At 71.1% G+C, this 14,633-nt stretch carries 12 protein-coding genes and 1 pseudogene; 6 read left to right on the plus strand and 7 right to left on the minus strand.

Annotated elements, in window-relative coordinates; all coding sequences use genetic code 11:
• The first annotated feature begins 28 nt into the window (after positions 1-28).
• Positions 29-1,174 (plus strand): NlpC/P60 family protein, encoded by a 1,146-nt coding sequence (locus OG623_RS10495; protein WP_406145982.1) that lies wholly within the window; start codon positions 29-31, stop codon positions 1,172-1,174.
• A gap of 92 nt (positions 1,175-1,266) precedes the next feature.
• Here the strand turns inward: OG623_RS10495 and OG623_RS10500 are convergent, their stop codons facing one another.
• Genes OG623_RS10500 through OG623_RS10520 form a run of 5 tightly spaced genes read right to left on the minus strand, consistent with a single transcriptional unit; the run spans position 1,267 to position 6,992 of the window.
• Positions 1,267-2,508, minus strand: coding sequence for a styrene monooxygenase/indole monooxygenase family protein (locus OG623_RS10500; RefSeq protein ID WP_406145983.1), 1,242 nt, complete (start codon positions 2,506-2,508; stop codon positions 1,267-1,269).
• Between the two features lie 24 nt (positions 2,509-2,532).
• The gene (locus tag OG623_RS10505; protein ID WP_406145984.1) at positions 2,533-3,183 is read right to left on the minus strand and encodes a GTP-binding protein; all 651 of its coding nucleotides are present in this window, start codon (positions 3,181-3,183) and stop codon (positions 2,533-2,535) included.
• Positions 3,164-3,577, minus strand: a complete 414-nt coding sequence (locus OG623_RS10510) for a DUF742 domain-containing protein (RefSeq protein ID WP_406145985.1) — start codon at positions 3,575-3,577, stop codon at positions 3,164-3,166. The genes OG623_RS10505 and OG623_RS10510 overlap by 20 nt, the downstream gene beginning before the upstream one ends.
• Positions 3,574-4,053 carry a roadblock/LC7 domain-containing protein gene (locus OG623_RS10515; protein ID WP_406145986.1) on the minus strand — a complete coding sequence of 160 codons (480 nt, stop codon included), beginning with the start codon at positions 4,051-4,053 and terminating at the stop codon, positions 3,574-3,576. Before OG623_RS10515 ends, OG623_RS10510 begins: the two co-directional genes overlap by 4 nt.
• The gene (locus OG623_RS10520) at positions 4,050-6,992 is read right to left on the minus strand and encodes a nitrate- and nitrite sensing domain-containing protein (RefSeq protein ID WP_406145987.1); all 2,943 of its coding nucleotides are present in this window, start codon (positions 6,990-6,992) and stop codon (positions 4,050-4,052) included. The genes OG623_RS10515 and OG623_RS10520 overlap by 4 nt, the downstream gene beginning before the upstream one ends.
• Positions 6,993-7,360: 368 nt before the next feature.
• On the opposite strand from OG623_RS10520, the gene OG623_RS10525 reads away from it, so the two are divergent.
• Positions 7,361-8,146: a protein phosphatase 2C domain-containing protein gene (locus tag OG623_RS10525; RefSeq protein ID WP_406145988.1), complete on the plus strand. Its 786-nt coding sequence runs from the start codon at positions 7,361-7,363 to the stop codon at positions 8,144-8,146.
• Positions 8,147-8,186: 40 nt separating this feature from the next.
• Here OG623_RS10525 and OG623_RS10530 read toward each other — a convergent pair whose 3' ends face one another.
• Positions 8,187-8,684 carry a MarR family winged helix-turn-helix transcriptional regulator gene (locus OG623_RS10530; RefSeq protein ID WP_406145989.1) on the minus strand — a complete coding sequence of 166 codons (498 nt, stop codon included), beginning with the start codon at positions 8,682-8,684 and terminating at the stop codon, positions 8,187-8,189.
• Between the two features lie 162 nt (positions 8,685-8,846).
• On the opposite strand from OG623_RS10530, the pseudogene OG623_RS10535 reads away from it, so the two are divergent.
• Positions 8,847-8,951, plus strand: a pseudogene (locus OG623_RS10535) (polysaccharide deacetylase family protein); the annotation flags it as partial.
• 95 nt (positions 8,952-9,046) lie between these two features.
• Here the strand turns inward: OG623_RS10535 and lon are convergent.
• Entirely contained in the window at positions 9,047-11,470 is a 2,424-nt protein-coding gene (lon, locus tag OG623_RS10540; protein ID WP_406145990.1) for an endopeptidase La, read from the minus strand.
• 247 nt (positions 11,471-11,717) lie between these two features.
• On the opposite strand from lon, the gene OG623_RS10545 reads away from it, so the two are divergent.
• The 3 genes from OG623_RS10545 (at position 11,718) to OG623_RS10555 (ending at position 14,447) form a co-directional block, all read left to right on the plus strand.
• Complete coding sequence (locus OG623_RS10545; RefSeq protein ID WP_406145991.1) at positions 11,718-12,404, plus strand: spermidine synthase; 687 nt, start codon at positions 11,718-11,720, stop codon at positions 12,402-12,404.
• Between the two features lie 232 nt (positions 12,405-12,636).
• Complete coding sequence (locus tag OG623_RS10550) at positions 12,637-13,374, plus strand: response regulator transcription factor (protein WP_014154105.1); 738 nt, start codon at positions 12,637-12,639, stop codon at positions 13,372-13,374.
• Positions 13,371-14,447 carry an ATP-binding protein gene (locus tag OG623_RS10555; RefSeq protein ID WP_406145992.1) on the plus strand — a complete coding sequence of 359 codons (1,077 nt, stop codon included), beginning with the start codon at positions 13,371-13,373 and terminating at the stop codon, positions 14,445-14,447. Before OG623_RS10550 ends, OG623_RS10555 begins: the two co-directional genes overlap by 4 nt.
• Positions 14,448-14,633: the final 186 nt, after the last annotated feature.

A 14,633-nucleotide genomic window follows, 5' to 3' on the forward strand; every position in this document is an offset into this window, starting at 1 on the left:
ACTCGCCCCTGTCACCGGAGGTGATGTCGTGTCACGCAGGTTCGCGCGCACCCTCTGCACCGCGGCCCTCGCCGCGGTCGTCGCCGCCTCCCCCGCAGTCGCCGAGCCGGCGGGGCCCGAGCCGGCGCCCGCCCCGGCGGCCGGGGCGCCGCAGAGCGTCGCCGGACTCCTCAAGCAGCTCCAGACGCTCTACCGGAAGGCCGAGGAGTCCGGCGAGCTCTACAAGGGCACCGAGGAGGAGCTGAAGAAGCGGACCGCCGAGGCCAGGAAGGTGCGCGCCGAACTGGCCAAGGCCAGGGCCGCGCTGGACACCGGCCGCCGGGACGCGGGACAGCTGGCCCGTGCCCAGTACCAGGGGCGCACCGGCTTCTCCGCGTACATGCAGCTGCTGCTGGCGGACGATCCGGCCCGCGCCCTGGAGCAGAGCCATGTCATCGAGCACGCGCAGGCCGGCAGATCGGCCACGGTGGACCGGCTGACCGGCGCGGAGAAGCGAGCCGAGGCCCTGGAGGCCAGGTCCCGGGAGGCGCAGGAACGCCAACGGGTGCTGACCGAACGACAGAAGAAGCAGCGCGACTCCGTGCAGTCCCAGCTGAAGGGCATCGAGGCGATGCTGGCCTCGCTGTCGGCCGAACAGCTCGCCGCGCTGTCGGAGCTGGAGGAGAAGAACATCGGAGCCGCCCAGGGCGCGCTCACCGCGTCCGGGGCGCTCAGCTCCGTACGCCCGCCGACCGAGCAGGGCAGTGAGGCCGTCAGCTACGCCATCGAGCAGATCGGCAAACCGTATGTGTGGGGCGCGGAGGGCCCCGAGTCGTACGACTGCTCCGGACTCACCTCGCAGGCCTGGTCGGCCGCCGGCCGGGACATCCCGCGCACCTCGCAGGAACAGTGGCGGCAGCTGCCGAAGGTGCCGGTCGCCTCACTGCGCCCGGGCGACCTGGTGGTCTACTTCCCCAAGGCCACCCATGTGGCGCTCTACATCGGCAACGGCCTCGTCGTGCAGGCCCCCAGGCCTGGCGCCACCGTGAAGGTCTCGCCGCTGGCCTCGAACCCGCTGCTGGGGGCCGTACGCCCGGACCCGGCCGGCGAACCGCTCAGCGCGTACACCCTGCCGGAACTGCCCGAGGGCGCCACCTCGGGTGCCGACACCGGCTTCGACGCCCAGGCCGACTGACACCGGACACCGGACACCGGACACCGGGCACCTGAGAGCCCCGGCCGTCACACCCTCGTGACGGGCGTGACGGCCCGGTCTTCGTTCGGATGTCAGCCCTGCGCGCCCGAGAGCTCCGCGAGGTAGGCGTTCGTCTTCTCCGGCTCGTAGAAGAAGTTCTCGAAGTCCGCAGGGTCGTTGAACCCGTTGGCGAACCGGTCGGCGGCCGGCTGGAGCTGACCCGCCGCGCCGATCAGGTTCAGCACGTGCTCGGGCGGCGGCGCGAGCATCGCGTTCGTCCACTTCACGACGTGCTGGGTGTTCTCCCAGTGCCGATCGAACGTGGCCTGCATCCACTCCTCGTCGAACGGCCGGTCGCCGTGCTCCAGGATCGAGTGGAGGTAGGAATGCGCGCACTTGGACGCGGTGTTGGAACCCTGCCCGGTGACCGGGTCGTTGGCGACGACCACGTCCCCCACGCCCAGGACCAGACCGCCGCCGGGCAGCCGGCCGACGGGCTTGCGTACGGTCGGGGCGTAACGGCCGGCCAGCGTGGCGTTGGCGTCGGTCAGCTCGACGTTGGTGGCGCGTGCGTACTCCCACGGGATGTGACGCTCCATGAGCTCCAGCGTCTTGGCCAGGTGCTCCGAGGGGTCCTTGATGCCCTGGAAGGCGTCGAGCGGGCCGCCGGGGATGCCCTCCAGGAACAGGATGTCCGCGCGGCCCGACATCGTCAGGGTCGGCATGACGAAGAGCTCTCCGACACCCGGGACCAGGTTGCACCGCACCGCGTCGAACTCCGGGTGCTCCGGGCGCGGGCCGAGGCCGTGGACATAGGCGACGGCCAGCGCCCGCTGCGGGGCGTCGTACGGCGAACGGGTCGCGTCCCGGTCGAACATGGAGACGAGCTCGCCCTTGCCGGCGGAGACCATCACCAGGTCGTACGTACGTGAGAAGTAGTCCAGGTCCGAGACGGCCGCACCATGGATGACAAGCTGCCCGCCGCGCTGGGCGAACGTCTCCATCCAGCCGGCCATCTTCACCCGCTGGTCGACGGACTGGGCGATGCCGTCCAGCTTGCCGACCCAGTCGATGACCCGCGAGGAGTCGGGGCCCGCGACGGAGGCACCGAGGCCCTCGATCCGTGGGGCCTGCGACTCCCAGAAGTTGAGCTGGAGGTCGCGCTCGTGCTGGAGAGCCGTGTGGAACATGCACTGCGTCGACATGACCCGGCCCGACCGGATCTCGTCCGCGGTGCGGTTGGACATCAGGGTGACTTCGTAGCCCTGGGACTGAAGTCCGAGAGCCAGTTGGAGACCGGACTGGCCGGCCCCGACTATGAGTATCTTCCGCATCACGGTTCTCCGTTGCGTCCGTCGTTATTCGGGGGCGACGTCGAGGGCGTGGCCCACCAGGGCGAGCAGCGACTCGACGACGGTGATCCTCCTACGCGCATCCATGACCACGACAGGCACGTGCGGAGATATCGTCAGCGCCTCCCTGACATCGGCCTCCTCGTAGCCCGTGGTTCCCTCGAAGTGGTTGACGGCGACGACGTAGGGAAGGCCGCAGCTCTCGAAGTAGTCGAGGGCGGCGAAGCAGTCGGCGAGGCGGCGGGTGTCCGCCAGGACGACCGCACCGATCGCACCGCGCACCAGGTCGTCCCACATGAACCAGAAGCGCTGCTGACCGGGCGTCCCGAAGATGTACAGGACGAGGTCGTCGCTCAGGGTGAGCCGGCCGTAGTCCATCGCGACGGTCGTGGTGACCTTGTCGGGCGTGGCGGAGAGGTCGTCGGTCCCCTCACTGGCCCGCGTCATCAGGGCTTCGGTCTGCAACGGGGTGATCTCGGAGACCGAGCTGACGAAAGTGGTCTTGCCCACGCCGAATCCGCCCGCGACCACGATCTTGGTCGCGATCGGCGCGCGGGTGTGGTCGAGCTGCCAGTCCTGCACCGTCTCGTCGGGCCCGTCCTGCGGCCCCCGCTGACGCGGAGTGAAGAGCGGCGCCTCAGAGACGGCGGAGTCCATTGAGTACCCTTTCGAGCAGCGCGCGGTCGGGCTGTCCGGTGCCGTGACCGGTCCCGTAGACGCGGATCTTTCCCTGGTCGGCCAAGTCGCTGAGCAGCACCCGGACCACACCGAGCGGCATCTTCAGCAGGGCGGAGATCTCCGCGACCGTACGCATGCGGCGGCAGAGCTCCACGATGGCCTGGAGCTCCGGCATGACACGCGTGGCGAGATTGCCGTTCGTGAGCTCCCGGCGCTCCTCGGAGGCGTCCAGCGCGGCGACGAACGTCTCGACGAGCAGGACGTGGCCGAAGCGGGTACGGCCACCGGTGAGGGAGTACGGACGGACCCGTGCCGCCTTGCGGTCGGCGCCCCTGACGGGGAGTTTTCGTACGGGTTCGGCAGCTGACGTCACTGGGCGCTCTCCATCGATTTGCGCAGCTCGCTGCGGAGTTCGGGGGTGAGTACGTGTCCGGCTCGGCCGACGAAGAGCGCCATGTGGTAGGCGATGACGCTCATGTCGCAGTCGGGGGTGGCGTGCACACCGAGCAGGGAACCGTCGCTGATCGACATGACGAAGACACTGCCCTCGTCCATCGCGACCATCGTCTGCTTGACGCCGCCGCCGTCCATCAGCTTGGCGGCGCCGATCGTGAGGGACCCGATGCCGGAGACGATGGTGGCGAGATCGGCGCTGGAACCCCGGGGGCCGGTCTGCCGTCCTCCGGCCCCGCCCTTCGCGAGACCGGGGTCCGAGGAGAGCAGCATCAGTCCGTCGGACGAGACGACGGTGACCGAGTGGACCCCTGGCACCTCCTCCACGAGATTGCTCAGCAACCAGTGAAGGTTACGGGCCTCGGAACTCAGCCCGAATGTGCTGGGCGCAGTCAACTGCGTGCCTCCTCGACTGTGTCCCCCGTCTCATCGATGCGACCGTCGGTACGGTCATGGTCGGTTTCCGGCCCCGTCTCGGCGATCTCCGCCTCGACATCGCGGCGGCCGTCCTTCGCTCCCTGGTGGAACCCGCCGAGTCTGCGGCGCAGGGCTTCCTTGTCCAGGCTGCCCTTGCGCTCGGCGACCGGGGCGGACGGCGGCGCGGCGATCTTCGGGGTGCGCTTGGGCAGCCCCTTGTCCGTGAGGCGCTCGGGCGAGGGCGCCGGGTCGGGCACCTCCTCGCCGAGTCCGGTCAGCGGCTGCCGGGGGCCGGGAAGGGCGTCGGCGGCCGGGGCGGGCGCGGGCGCCGGCACGGGGTTCGTGTCGGCGGCGCGCTCATGGCGGTCGGGCCCGATGGCGTACGGGCTGGGCGCGTCCGGGCTCGGTGTGTCCTGGCTCGGTGTGTCCTGGCTCGGTGCGTCCGGGCTGGGCGCGTCCGGCTGCGCGGGCAGCCGTACCTGCAGGGTGGTCTCGGCCTCGGACTCCGTGGGCCCGGACTCCGCGGACTCCTCGGGCCCGGCGGCAGGCGCCGCGGGCTCGGGCGTGGGTGCCGGGGCGGCCACCACGGGCTCGGGGGCCGTGTGCTCCGCGGCTGCGGGCTCCACGGGCTCGGGCTCGGCGGCCGGTGTCGCGTGCTCCGGGGCCTGCTCGCGCAGGGTCCGCTCGGCGGCCTCGATCAGCGGATCGCCGGTCTGGGCGGCCGAACGGGGCGGCAGGGCGTTGGAGTTGGCCTCGGCGACCGAACCCGGAAGATTGAGCGTGGGCGCGTCCCCCGGCAGCGGCACGGGCGGCGGGGTGACAGCGGGCGGCGCCTTGGGCAGCAGCGCCTGCGGAAGGACGACGACCGCGGTCACCCCGCTCCCCTTCTGCTCGCGCAACTGCACCCGTACGCCGTGGCGGGCCGCCAGCAGCGAGGTCACCTGAAGACCCAGCCCGGCCCCGTCCGCGGCCTGTTCGCCCGCCTCGAAGGACGCCGGGTCGGCCAGCCTGGCATTGAGTTCGCTCATCCGGACCGCCGACATGCCGATGCCCTCGTCCTGCACGGAGAGCATCACCTCCCCGGTCTCCAGCAGCCAGCCGGAGAGCTCGACATGGGAGTCGGGCGGGGAGAAGGAGGTCGCGTTCTCCACGAGTTCGGCGACCAGGTGGCTCAGGTCGTCGGCGGCGAAGCCCGCGACCTGGGCGTGCGGCGGCAGGGACTGGATGGTGACCCGCTCGTACCGCTCGATCTCGCTGACCGCGGCGCGCAGTACGTCGACGAGCGGGATCGGGCCCGCGTGCCCCTGGTTGTGGTCGGTCCCCGCGAGCACCAGCATGTTCTCGCTGTGGCGCCGCATGACGGTGGCCATGTGGTCCAGCTTGAAGAGCGTGGCGAGGCGCTCGGGGTCCTGCTCGCGCTCCTCCATGCCCTCGATGACGGCGAGCTGGCGCTCGACCAGACCCAGCGTGCGCAGCGACAGATTCACGAAGGTGTGGTGGACGGTGTTCCGCAGCCGCTCCAGCTGCCCGGTGAGCTCCTTGACCCCGGTCTGGAGCTCGGCCCGCTCACGCGTGAGGGCCTCCCGGTCCGCGACCAGTTCGCCGTGCTCGGCCTGAAGGCCGCCGACCCGCCCCGTGATGTCCTGCCGCATTCCGTGCAGCTTGCCGTGCAGGGCGTTGATGGACCGTACGACCTGGGCGAACTCGTCGTTGCGCCCGGTGTAGCGGACCGGCTCGGCGGTCTCGGGCTCGGCGGCGATACGGGCCGCCCCGATCCGCAGCACGGCGAGCGGCTGGGTGAGGGTGCGGGCGACGGCGGTGGAGACGCCGACGGCGATCAGCAGACAGCCGCCGAGCAGGGCGAGGCGCAGCTCCAGCGCGGTGACGTCGTCGTCGCGCAGCCCCTCAAGACGCTTGACCTGTGCGGTGCCGAGCGCGGACTCGACTCCGCGCATGCGGTCGACCCGGGCGGAGAGTGCCGCCTCGACCTTCTTGGGGTCGGCCGCCCGGTCGGACTCGGAGAGCTCGGGGCGGTCGGTGAACCGGGTGAGGTACTTCTCCGCGCCGGCGACCTCGGGGCCGGTGACCGTGGAGGCGAGCCGGTCGCGGGCGGAGGAACCGGCCGCCTGGTCGAACTCGGCGAGCGAGGCGAGCTCACGCACCCTCGCCTGCTGGGCCGCCGCGCTCAGTTCGTCACGGTTGCGGTCGTCGTCGCTGTCGCCGTCGGCCTGGGTCTGGATCGGCAGGCCGGTGATCGGGTCGATCTGCTGCTGCTGAGGCTTGGTTCCCGGCACGGCGAGCGCGGCCAGGATCAGCCCCTTGGTCGCCGAGGCCTGCTCCACCGCGCCGCCGAGTGCGAGCGGGGCGCGGGAGGCGTCGGCGGCGCGCGGCGGGGTCTTCTCGGCGAGCTCGTCGGCGATGCCGTGCAGCTTGGCGATCACCTCGGAGTACGCCTGGTACGCCTCCATCGCCGAGCCCTTGCCCGTGAGGGCGGTCCTGCGCAGCGAGGGAAGGACGGCGAGGTCCCGGCGCAGCGCCGCGGGGGCGGCGCCCTCGATCTCGTCCACCTGCTGGTCGACACGGGCCGCGGGGGCCGTGGTGGCGTCCCCGTCGTCCTTACGGCCGCCCGCGATGTAGGTGGTGACCTCGTCCCGCTCGTCCGCGAGCGCGTGCGCGAGGGTGACCGCCTGCTGGTTCAGCTCGGCGAGCGTGACCAGCCGCTGGGACTCGTTGAGATCGGACGAGGCGCTCAGGGCCGCCGGGGCACCTGCCGCGATGACGGTGATCCCCACGACGGCGACGCCGGCGACGAGCCGGCTGCGTACCCGCACGGTCCGCTTGGAGGCACCCGCTGCCTGAGGCATCGCCTCGGACTCCTCACGCGTGCTGTCCTTGCTCCGAGGCCGCTTCTTCTGCACCGGTGCTCGCAATCTTGACTCGTCCGCCCTTGAAGCAGAGGTGACGCACGGTCACGTGAAGGGGAACCCCGCCCTGGTGCGCCGTACGGCTTCTGACCATTCCAGTGCTTTTGAGAGGGGGCCGTGCATCAACCGCTCCGCCACTCGAAGGAGTGAACATCACTCCGGAGTTGGCGAACAAGTCTCCCCACGGGCGCGGCAGGCCATGCACGGGCCACCGGGTGGAACTTCGGGCCAGCCTTTGGCAGTATGCCCGCCCGCATATGCGCGGAGCCCCGGATTCCGCCAACGGTGGTCATCTGACCTGCTGGTACGGCGGGAGAACCGGTTCGCGCGGGGCCGGTGAAGGCATCGGGCAGACTGATCCGATGCGTATCGAACTCGCCACCGAGCCCGGCAGCCCCGAACGCCCCAACGAGGACTGGGCGTCGGCCGTCGCCCCCGCGGCAGGCCAGGGCGGCGCCCTCGTCCTGCTCGACGGCGTCACGCCACCTCCGGGCAGCGACGGCTGCGTGCACTCGGTTCCCTGGTTCACCGCACGGCTGGGCGGCGCCCTGGCCGAACTGTCCGCTTCGCGGCGGGATCTGACCCTGGCCGACATCCTTTCGGAGTCCATCCGACGCACCGCCGCGTCACACGTCCGACTGTGTGACCTTTCTCACCCGCGCACGCCTCAGGCGACGGTGATCCTGGCACGTTGGGACGACGAGCGGGTCGAGCACCTGGTGCTCTCCGACTCGGCCCTGCTCGTCGAGGCGCCCGACGGCACGGTCCGGCCGCTGCTCGACGACCGGATCGACCGGCTGCCGCCCGGTTCGCTCGCCTCGGACGAGATCGCGGACGCCCGTTTCCGGAACAAGGAGGGCGGCTTCTTCACCGCGGCGGCCGACCCCCGGGTGTCCTCACGCGCCGTCACCGGCGAGACCCCGAGAGGCGGGGTCAGGGCGCTGGCGGCGCTGACGGACGGGGCCAGCCGCTGGACGGAGAAGTTCCGGGAAGGCGACTGGACGGCCACCCTGGGCGTGCTCCGCAAGGAGGGGCCGCAGGGGCTCATCGACCGCGTACGGGAGCTGGAGCGGGCCGACACGGAGCGCGTACACCTGCGGCACGGCAAGACGCATGACGACGCGACAGCGGTGCTGGTGACGCTCTGACAGCCCCCGCTTCGAGCTCCCCCGCCTCCCTCCGGGAGCCTCAGTCCTCGGCGCGCTCGTTCAAGTGGTGGAGCAGTCGCGCCAGTTCGGCGACCTCGGCACGGTTCCAGTCGGCGAGCTTGCGGGCGTAACGGCCGCGGCGGGCGTCACGGACACTGCGGAAGCGCGCCAGACCCTCGTCGGTGAGGTGCACGAGCGAGGCGCGGCCGTCGGCCGGGTCGGTCTCCCGCGCCACCAGGCCGAGCCCTTCCAGGGCCCTGAGCTGGCGGCTCATGGTCGCCTTGCCCACGCCGAAGTAGCCGGCGAGGTCGGTGGCGCGCTGGCGTCCGGCCGACTCCAGCCGTACGAGGAGGCCGTAGGCCGCGGCCTCCAGGTCCGGATGGACCTCGCGCGCCATCTCCCCGGAATTGGCCCTGGCCCGGCGCAGAAAGACCGCCAACTCTCGCTCCAGAGCGAGGAATTCATGGTCAACACCACTTCCGGCCGCTGCACCGGGTTCATCGCCGCCTACGCTCCCGTGCACGTCAGCACCCCTCATACGCGTTCCTGCCGTTGAAAGTTTCTTCCAACTCCGGCCGTCGCCGCAGCTCGGCCAGTATTTCGCAGGAGCACCGCACTCCGCTCGGCCAAGCGGTTGGCCGCCGCTCTGGTGACGGTGCTCACACTCGTGCTGAGCGGCTGCTCGATGCAGACCACGACTCCGGGCTTCGTCGACGTCCTGCGGAAGGAGGGCCGCACCCTGGTGACGGTCCCCCGGCTGATGGCTCCCGCGGAGCCCGAGCCCGGCACGGTCCACCGCCCCTGACCCGCCCCGCACACGCGTCGGCCCGCCCTCCGGGGGAGAGCGGGCCGACCGTGACCGGCCGTCGGCGTGATGTCACGCCCGTCACAGCATGACGCCTACGCGGCGGCCGGGATCCTGTCGCGCACCGACGCCGGGGCGAGCGCGATCTCCAGCACCTGACGGACATCGTTGACCGGGTGGACCTCCAGCGTGTCGAGGACCTCGGCCGGGACGTCGTCCAGGTCGGCCTCGTTGCGCTTGGGGATCACCACGGTCGTGATGCCCGCCCGGTGCGCGGCCAGCAGCTTCTGCTTCAGCCCGCCGATCGGCAGCACCCGCCCGGTCAGCGACACCTCACCGGTCATCGCGACGTCCGTCCTGACCAGCCGCCCCGAGAGCAGGGAGGCCAGCGCCGTCGTCATCGTGATGCCGGCGCTCGGGCCGTCCTTCGGGACCGCGCCCGCCGGGAAGTGGATGTGCGCGCCCCGGTCCTTGAGGTCGGCGACCGGCAGCTCCAGCTCCGCACCGTGCGACCGCAGGAAGCTGAGGGCGATCTGCGCGGACTCCTTCATCACATCACCGAGCTGACCGGTCAGGGTGAGTCCGGACGCCCCGGTCTCGGGGTCGGCCAGCGACGCCTCGACGAACAGCACGTCGCCGCCCGCCCCCGTCACCGCGAGTCCGGTGGCCACACCCGGCACCGCGGTGCGGCGCTCGGCCGGGTCCTGGGCGGACTCGGGCACGTGGTGCGGCCGGCCGATCAGGCCCCTGAGGTCGGCGTCGGTCACCGTGAACGGCAGTTCCCGGTCGCCCAGTTCGTGCTGGGCCGCGACCTTGCGGAGCAGCCGCCCGACCGCCCGCTCCAGATTCCGCACCCCGGCCTCCCGGGTGTACTCGCCGGCCAGCTTGCGCAGCGCGGACTCGTCGAGGCCGACCTCCTCCTTCTCCAGACCGGCCCGCTCCAGCTGGCGCGGGAGCAGGTGGTCCCGGGCGATGACGACCTTCTCGTCCTCGGTGTAGCCGTCGAGCGTGACCAGCTCCATGCGGTCGAGCAGGGCCTCGGGGATGGCTTCGAGGACATTGGCCGTGGCCAGGAACACCACGTCGCTGAGGTCGAGTTCGACCTCCAGGTAGTGGTCGCGGAAGGTGTGGTTCTGCGCCGGGTCGAGGACTTCGAGCAGGGCGGCCGCCGGGTCGCCCCGGAAGTCCGAGCCGACCTTGTCGATCTCGTCGAGCAGGACGACCGGGTTCATCGAGCCGGCCTCCTTGATCGCCCGTACGATCCGGCCGGGCAGCGCGCCGACGTACGTACGCCGGTGACCCCTGATCTCGGCCTCGTCCCGGACGCCGCCGAGCGCGACCCGGACGAACTTGCGCCCCATGGCGTGCGCGACGGACTCGCCGAGCGAGGTCTTGCCGACACCAGGCGGTCCGACCAGCGCCAGGACGGCACCGCCGCGCCGGCCGCCGACGACGCCGAGGCCACGGTCGGCACGCCGCTTGCGCACCGCGAGGTACTCGGTGATGCGTTCCTTCACGTCCTGGAGACCGGCGTGCTCGGCGTCCAGGATCTCCTGGGCGCCCTTGATGTCGTACGCGTCCTCGGTCCGCTCGGTCCAGGGGAGTTCGAGGACGGTGTCCAGCCAGGTCCTGATCCAGGAGCCCTCGGGGCTCTGGTCGGAGGCACGCTCCAGCTTCTCGACCTCCTTGAGCGCGGCCTCACGGACGTGCCCGGGGAGGTCGGCGGCCTCGACACGGGCCCGGTAGTCGTCGGACTCGTCCTCCGGGTCACCGTTGAGCTCGGTGAGCTCCTTGCGTACGGCGTCGAGCTGACGCCGCAGCAGGAATTCGCGCTGCTGCTTGTCGACGCCCTCCTGGACGTCCTTGGCGATGGACTCGGCCACATCCTGCTCGGCGAGGTGTTCACCGAGCCACTGGACGGCGAGCTTCAGCCGGGTGACCGCGTCGGCGGTCTCCAGCAGCTGGATCTTCTGGGCAACGGTCAGGAAGGGCGAGTACCCGGAGTTGTCGGCGAGCGCGGAGATGTCATCGATCTGCTGGACACGGTCCACGACCTGCCAGGCACCGCGCTTCTTCAGCCAGCTGGTCGCGAGGGCCTTGTACTCCTTGGCGAGCTCGGCGACGGAGCCGGGGAGGGGATCGGGCAGGGATACGTCGATCCGGGTGCCCTCCACCCACAGCGCGTTGCCGGGCCCACTGGTGCCCGCGCCGATCCGCACCCGGTCACGGGCCCGGATCAGTGCGCCCGGGTCCCCGTCCGAGAGCCGCCCGACCTGCTCGACGGTTCCCAGGACACCGGTCCCGGCGTGATTCCCGTCGATACGCGGCACGAGCAGCACCTCGGGCTTGCCGCCTCCCGGCCGTGCGACGGCCTGGGCGGCTTCCACGGCGGCGCGCACCTCGGCATCCGACAGGTCGAGCGGCACCACCATGCCGGGCAGCACGACCTCGTCGTCGAGCGGCAGCACGGGCAGGTCGACGGGCGTGAACGCCTTCGATGCATTCGACTCAGCAGTCATGATCTCCCCTTCGGCAGGCAAGTTGAGCTATATGGACTCAATGCTTGTGAGCCGTGAGATGTTCCCCGCCCTGTGTTCGCTCTCAGCGATCAGCCGCGCACGACCTGCCGTCCCTACGCCAGCGCCGCGTGGGGCCCGCCCATTCCCGGAGACCCGGACAACCGGCTGGCCCGCAGGACCGGCCCCGGGCAAAATGGACCGTTGCACGAGTGAACCGACGCCTGCCCGGAGACCGGAGAACGCGCCCATGACGCCCGCCACAGACGCCCACCGCCCCGTCGTCCTGGACCGGCGCGAAGGGCCGTTCGGCGAAGTCGTCCTGCGCGAGCGCGGCGACGACTTCGAGATCATCGCCAACGGCTGCTTCCTGATGGACACCTCCGACGGACGTTCCGAGCGGCTGCTCATCGACGCGGCGCTCGCCACCCTGCCCGCCGGGCGCCCCGACCTGTCGGTGCTGATCGGCGGGCTCGGTGTCGGCTTCTCGCTGGTACGGGCGGCCACCGAGCCGCGCTGGGGACGGATCGCGGTCGTCGAGCGGGAGCAGGCCATCGTCGACTGGCACCTCGACGGGCCGCTCGCCCGGATCTCCGGGGCCGCACTCGCCGACTCCCGCACCGAGATCCTCCGCACGGACCTCGTCGACCACCTCCGTACGACCACGGAGCGTTACGACGCGCTGTGCCTGGACATCGACAACGGCCCCGACTGGACCGTCACCGAGGACAACGGAAACCTCTACTCACCCGCAGGACTGGCGGCCTGCCGGGCGCGTCTGACGCCCGGCGGAGTCCTCGCCGTATGGTCCGCACAGCCGTCCCCCGCGTTCGACCACGCCTTGCGGAATGCCGGATTCCACGCAGTAACGACCGAAGAAGTAGCCGTTGCCCGAGGTGTTCCGGACGTGGTCCATCTCGCACTCAGGGACGACTGAACCCTCACCGGGTGTCCACATCCCTGCCCCATCATGGATTCGGCGGCGCAGGTCCGCCGATCCGCCCCCTTTCCCGTGGGTAACACCTTCACGACGGACAACACCCTGCGTAGCCGAGAGGCGCCTTCTGCCTTTACGCTCTGACCGGCACAAGGGATCACCGACGAAAACCACAAGCGATAACCGTGCCTCCGGGGGAATGGCCCCCGCGAGAACGGGCAGGGGCGGGGCGATGGAACAGACACACACCACCCACAACGGCGTCGCGGCCACCCCCGGGGCTCAGCGCCGGGTGCTGGTGGTAGAGGACGACGCGACGATCGTCGACGCCATTTCCGCGCGGCTGCGGGCCGAGGGCTTCCTGGTGCAGACCGCGCTGGACGGCCCGGCGGCCGTCGACGCGGCCGAGGCCTGGCAGCCCGACCTGATGGTGCTCGACATCATGCTTCCCGGCTTCGACGGCCTGGAGGTCTGCCGCCGGGTGCAGGCCCAGCGCCCTGTGCCGGTGCTGATGCTCACCGCACGCGACGACGAGACCGACATGCTGGTCGGACTCGGCGTCGGCGCCGACGACTACATGACCAAGCCGTTCTCCATGCGGGAGCTGGCCGCGCGGGTGCACGTCCTGCTGCGCCGCGTCGAGCGGGCCGCCCTGGCCGCGGTGACACCGCGCAGCGGCATCCTGCGCCTCGGCGAGCTGGAGATCGACCACGCGCAGCGCCGTGTCCGGGTGCGCGCCGACGACGTCCACCTCACCCCGACCGAGTTCGACCTGCTGGTCTGTCTGGCCAACACACCCCGCGCGGTGCTGTCCAGGGAGCAGCTGCTGGCCGAGGTCTGGGACTGGGCCGACGCCTCGGGCACCCGTACGGTCGACAGCCACATCAAGGCCCTGCGCCGGAAGATCGGCGCCGAGCGGATCCGTACCGTGCACGGCGTCGGCTACGCCCTGGAGACCCCCGCGCCATGACCTGGCCCGGCTCAGGACTGCGGCCGTTCTCCATCAAGGCCAAGCTGGGCACGCTCGTGGTGGTCTCCGTGTTCATCACGACCGGACTGCTGATCGTCGCCCTGCGCACCAGGACCGAATTCCGCTTCATCACGGTCTTCTCGGTGATCGCCACCCTGCTGATCACCCAGTTCGTGGCCCACGGTCTGACCGCACCGCTGGACGAGATGCGCGCCGTGGCACGGTCGATCTCGCACGGCGACTACACCCGGCGGGTCAGCGGCGCCGGACGGCGCGACGAGCTCGGTGACCTGGCGCAGACGATCAACCGCATGACGGACGATCTGGAGGCGGAGGACCGGCACCGCAAGGAGCTGGTGGCCAACGTCTCGCACGAGCTGCGCACACCGATCGCGGCGCTGAGGGCCGTCCTGGAGAACGTGGTGGACGGGGTGTCCACCGCGGATCCCGAGACGATGCGTACGGCGCTGAAGCAGACCGAACGCCTGGGCCGGCTGGTGGAGACCCTGCTGGACCTCTCCCGGCTGGACAACGGTGTGGTGGCGCTCAAGGCGCGCCGCTTCGAGGTCTGGCCGTATCTGTCGGGTGTGCTCAAGGAGGCCAACCTCGCCGCCTCGCAGCGCCGGCTCTCCTCGGGGTCGGGCAACCACTCCCGTACCGATGTCCATCTCGTCCTCGACGTGTCACCGCCCGAGCTGACGGCCTACGCGGACGCGGAACGCCTGCACCAGGTGGTCGCCAATCTGATCGACAACGCCGTCAAGCACAGCCCGCCGCACGGGCGGGTCACCGTCATGGCGCGGCGCGGGGACCACCCCGATTCGCTGGAGCTCGAGGTCATCGACGAAGGGCCCGGTATCCCCGAGGCAGAGCGCCACCGGGTCTTCGAGCGCTTCAACCGCGGCCAGGCGCCCTCCCCGCACGGCCCCGGGTCCGACGGCGGCACGGGTCTCGGGCTGGCCATCGCCCGCTGGGCGGTGGATCTGCACGGCGGCCGCATCGGGGTGGCCGAATCCACCCGTGGCTGCCGAATTCAGGTCACCCTTCCGGGGAGCTCACAGATCCACGGTTGACGCCGTGTTCGAAGCGGAGGGCCCCGTTCTCCCTCCCGGCCGGGAAAGAGATACGGTCCAAGGGGCCTCAGTACGGGCCTCGCGTACCCGAAGGGCAGTGGAACCCTGCTTGTTTCCCGCCATTTCATGCGCCGAAACCCGGCTTCAGATGTGATGTGCACGACGAAGACCGGCCCGGCCTGCACG

The organism is Streptomyces sp. NBC_01012 (genome assembly GCF_045162755.1).
Taxonomy (GTDB): domain Bacteria; phylum Actinomycetota; class Actinomycetes; order Streptomycetales; family Streptomycetaceae; genus Streptomyces.

What these genes read in the sequence shown, in the direction of transcription:
- OG623_RS10500 (WP_406145983.1), bottom strand. Translation starts at nt 2,508, where the DNA reads ATGCGGAAGATACTCATAGTCGGGGCCGGCCAGTCCGGTCTCCAACTG.
- OG623_RS10505 (WP_406145984.1), bottom strand. Translation starts at nt 3,183, where the DNA reads ATGGACTCCGCCGTCTCTGAGGCGCCGCTCTTCACTCCGCGTCAGCGG.
- OG623_RS10525 (WP_406145988.1), top strand. Translation starts at nt 7,361, where the DNA reads ATGCGTATCGAACTCGCCACCGAGCCCGGCAGCCCCGAACGCCCCAAC.
- OG623_RS10530 (WP_406145989.1), bottom strand. Translation starts at nt 8,684, where the DNA reads ATGAGGGGTGCTGACGTGCACGGGAGCGTAGGCGGCGATGAACCCGGT.
- lon (WP_406145990.1), bottom strand. Translation starts at nt 11,470, where the DNA reads ATGACTGCTGAGTCGAATGCATCGAAGGCGTTCACGCCCGTCGACCTG.
- OG623_RS10545 (WP_406145991.1), top strand. Translation starts at nt 11,718, where the DNA reads ATGACGCCCGCCACAGACGCCCACCGCCCCGTCGTCCTGGACCGGCGC.
- OG623_RS10550 (WP_014154105.1), top strand. Translation starts at nt 12,637, where the DNA reads ATGGAACAGACACACACCACCCACAACGGCGTCGCGGCCACCCCCGGG.
- OG623_RS10555 (WP_406145992.1), top strand. Translation starts at nt 13,371, where the DNA reads ATGACCTGGCCCGGCTCAGGACTGCGGCCGTTCTCCATCAAGGCCAAG.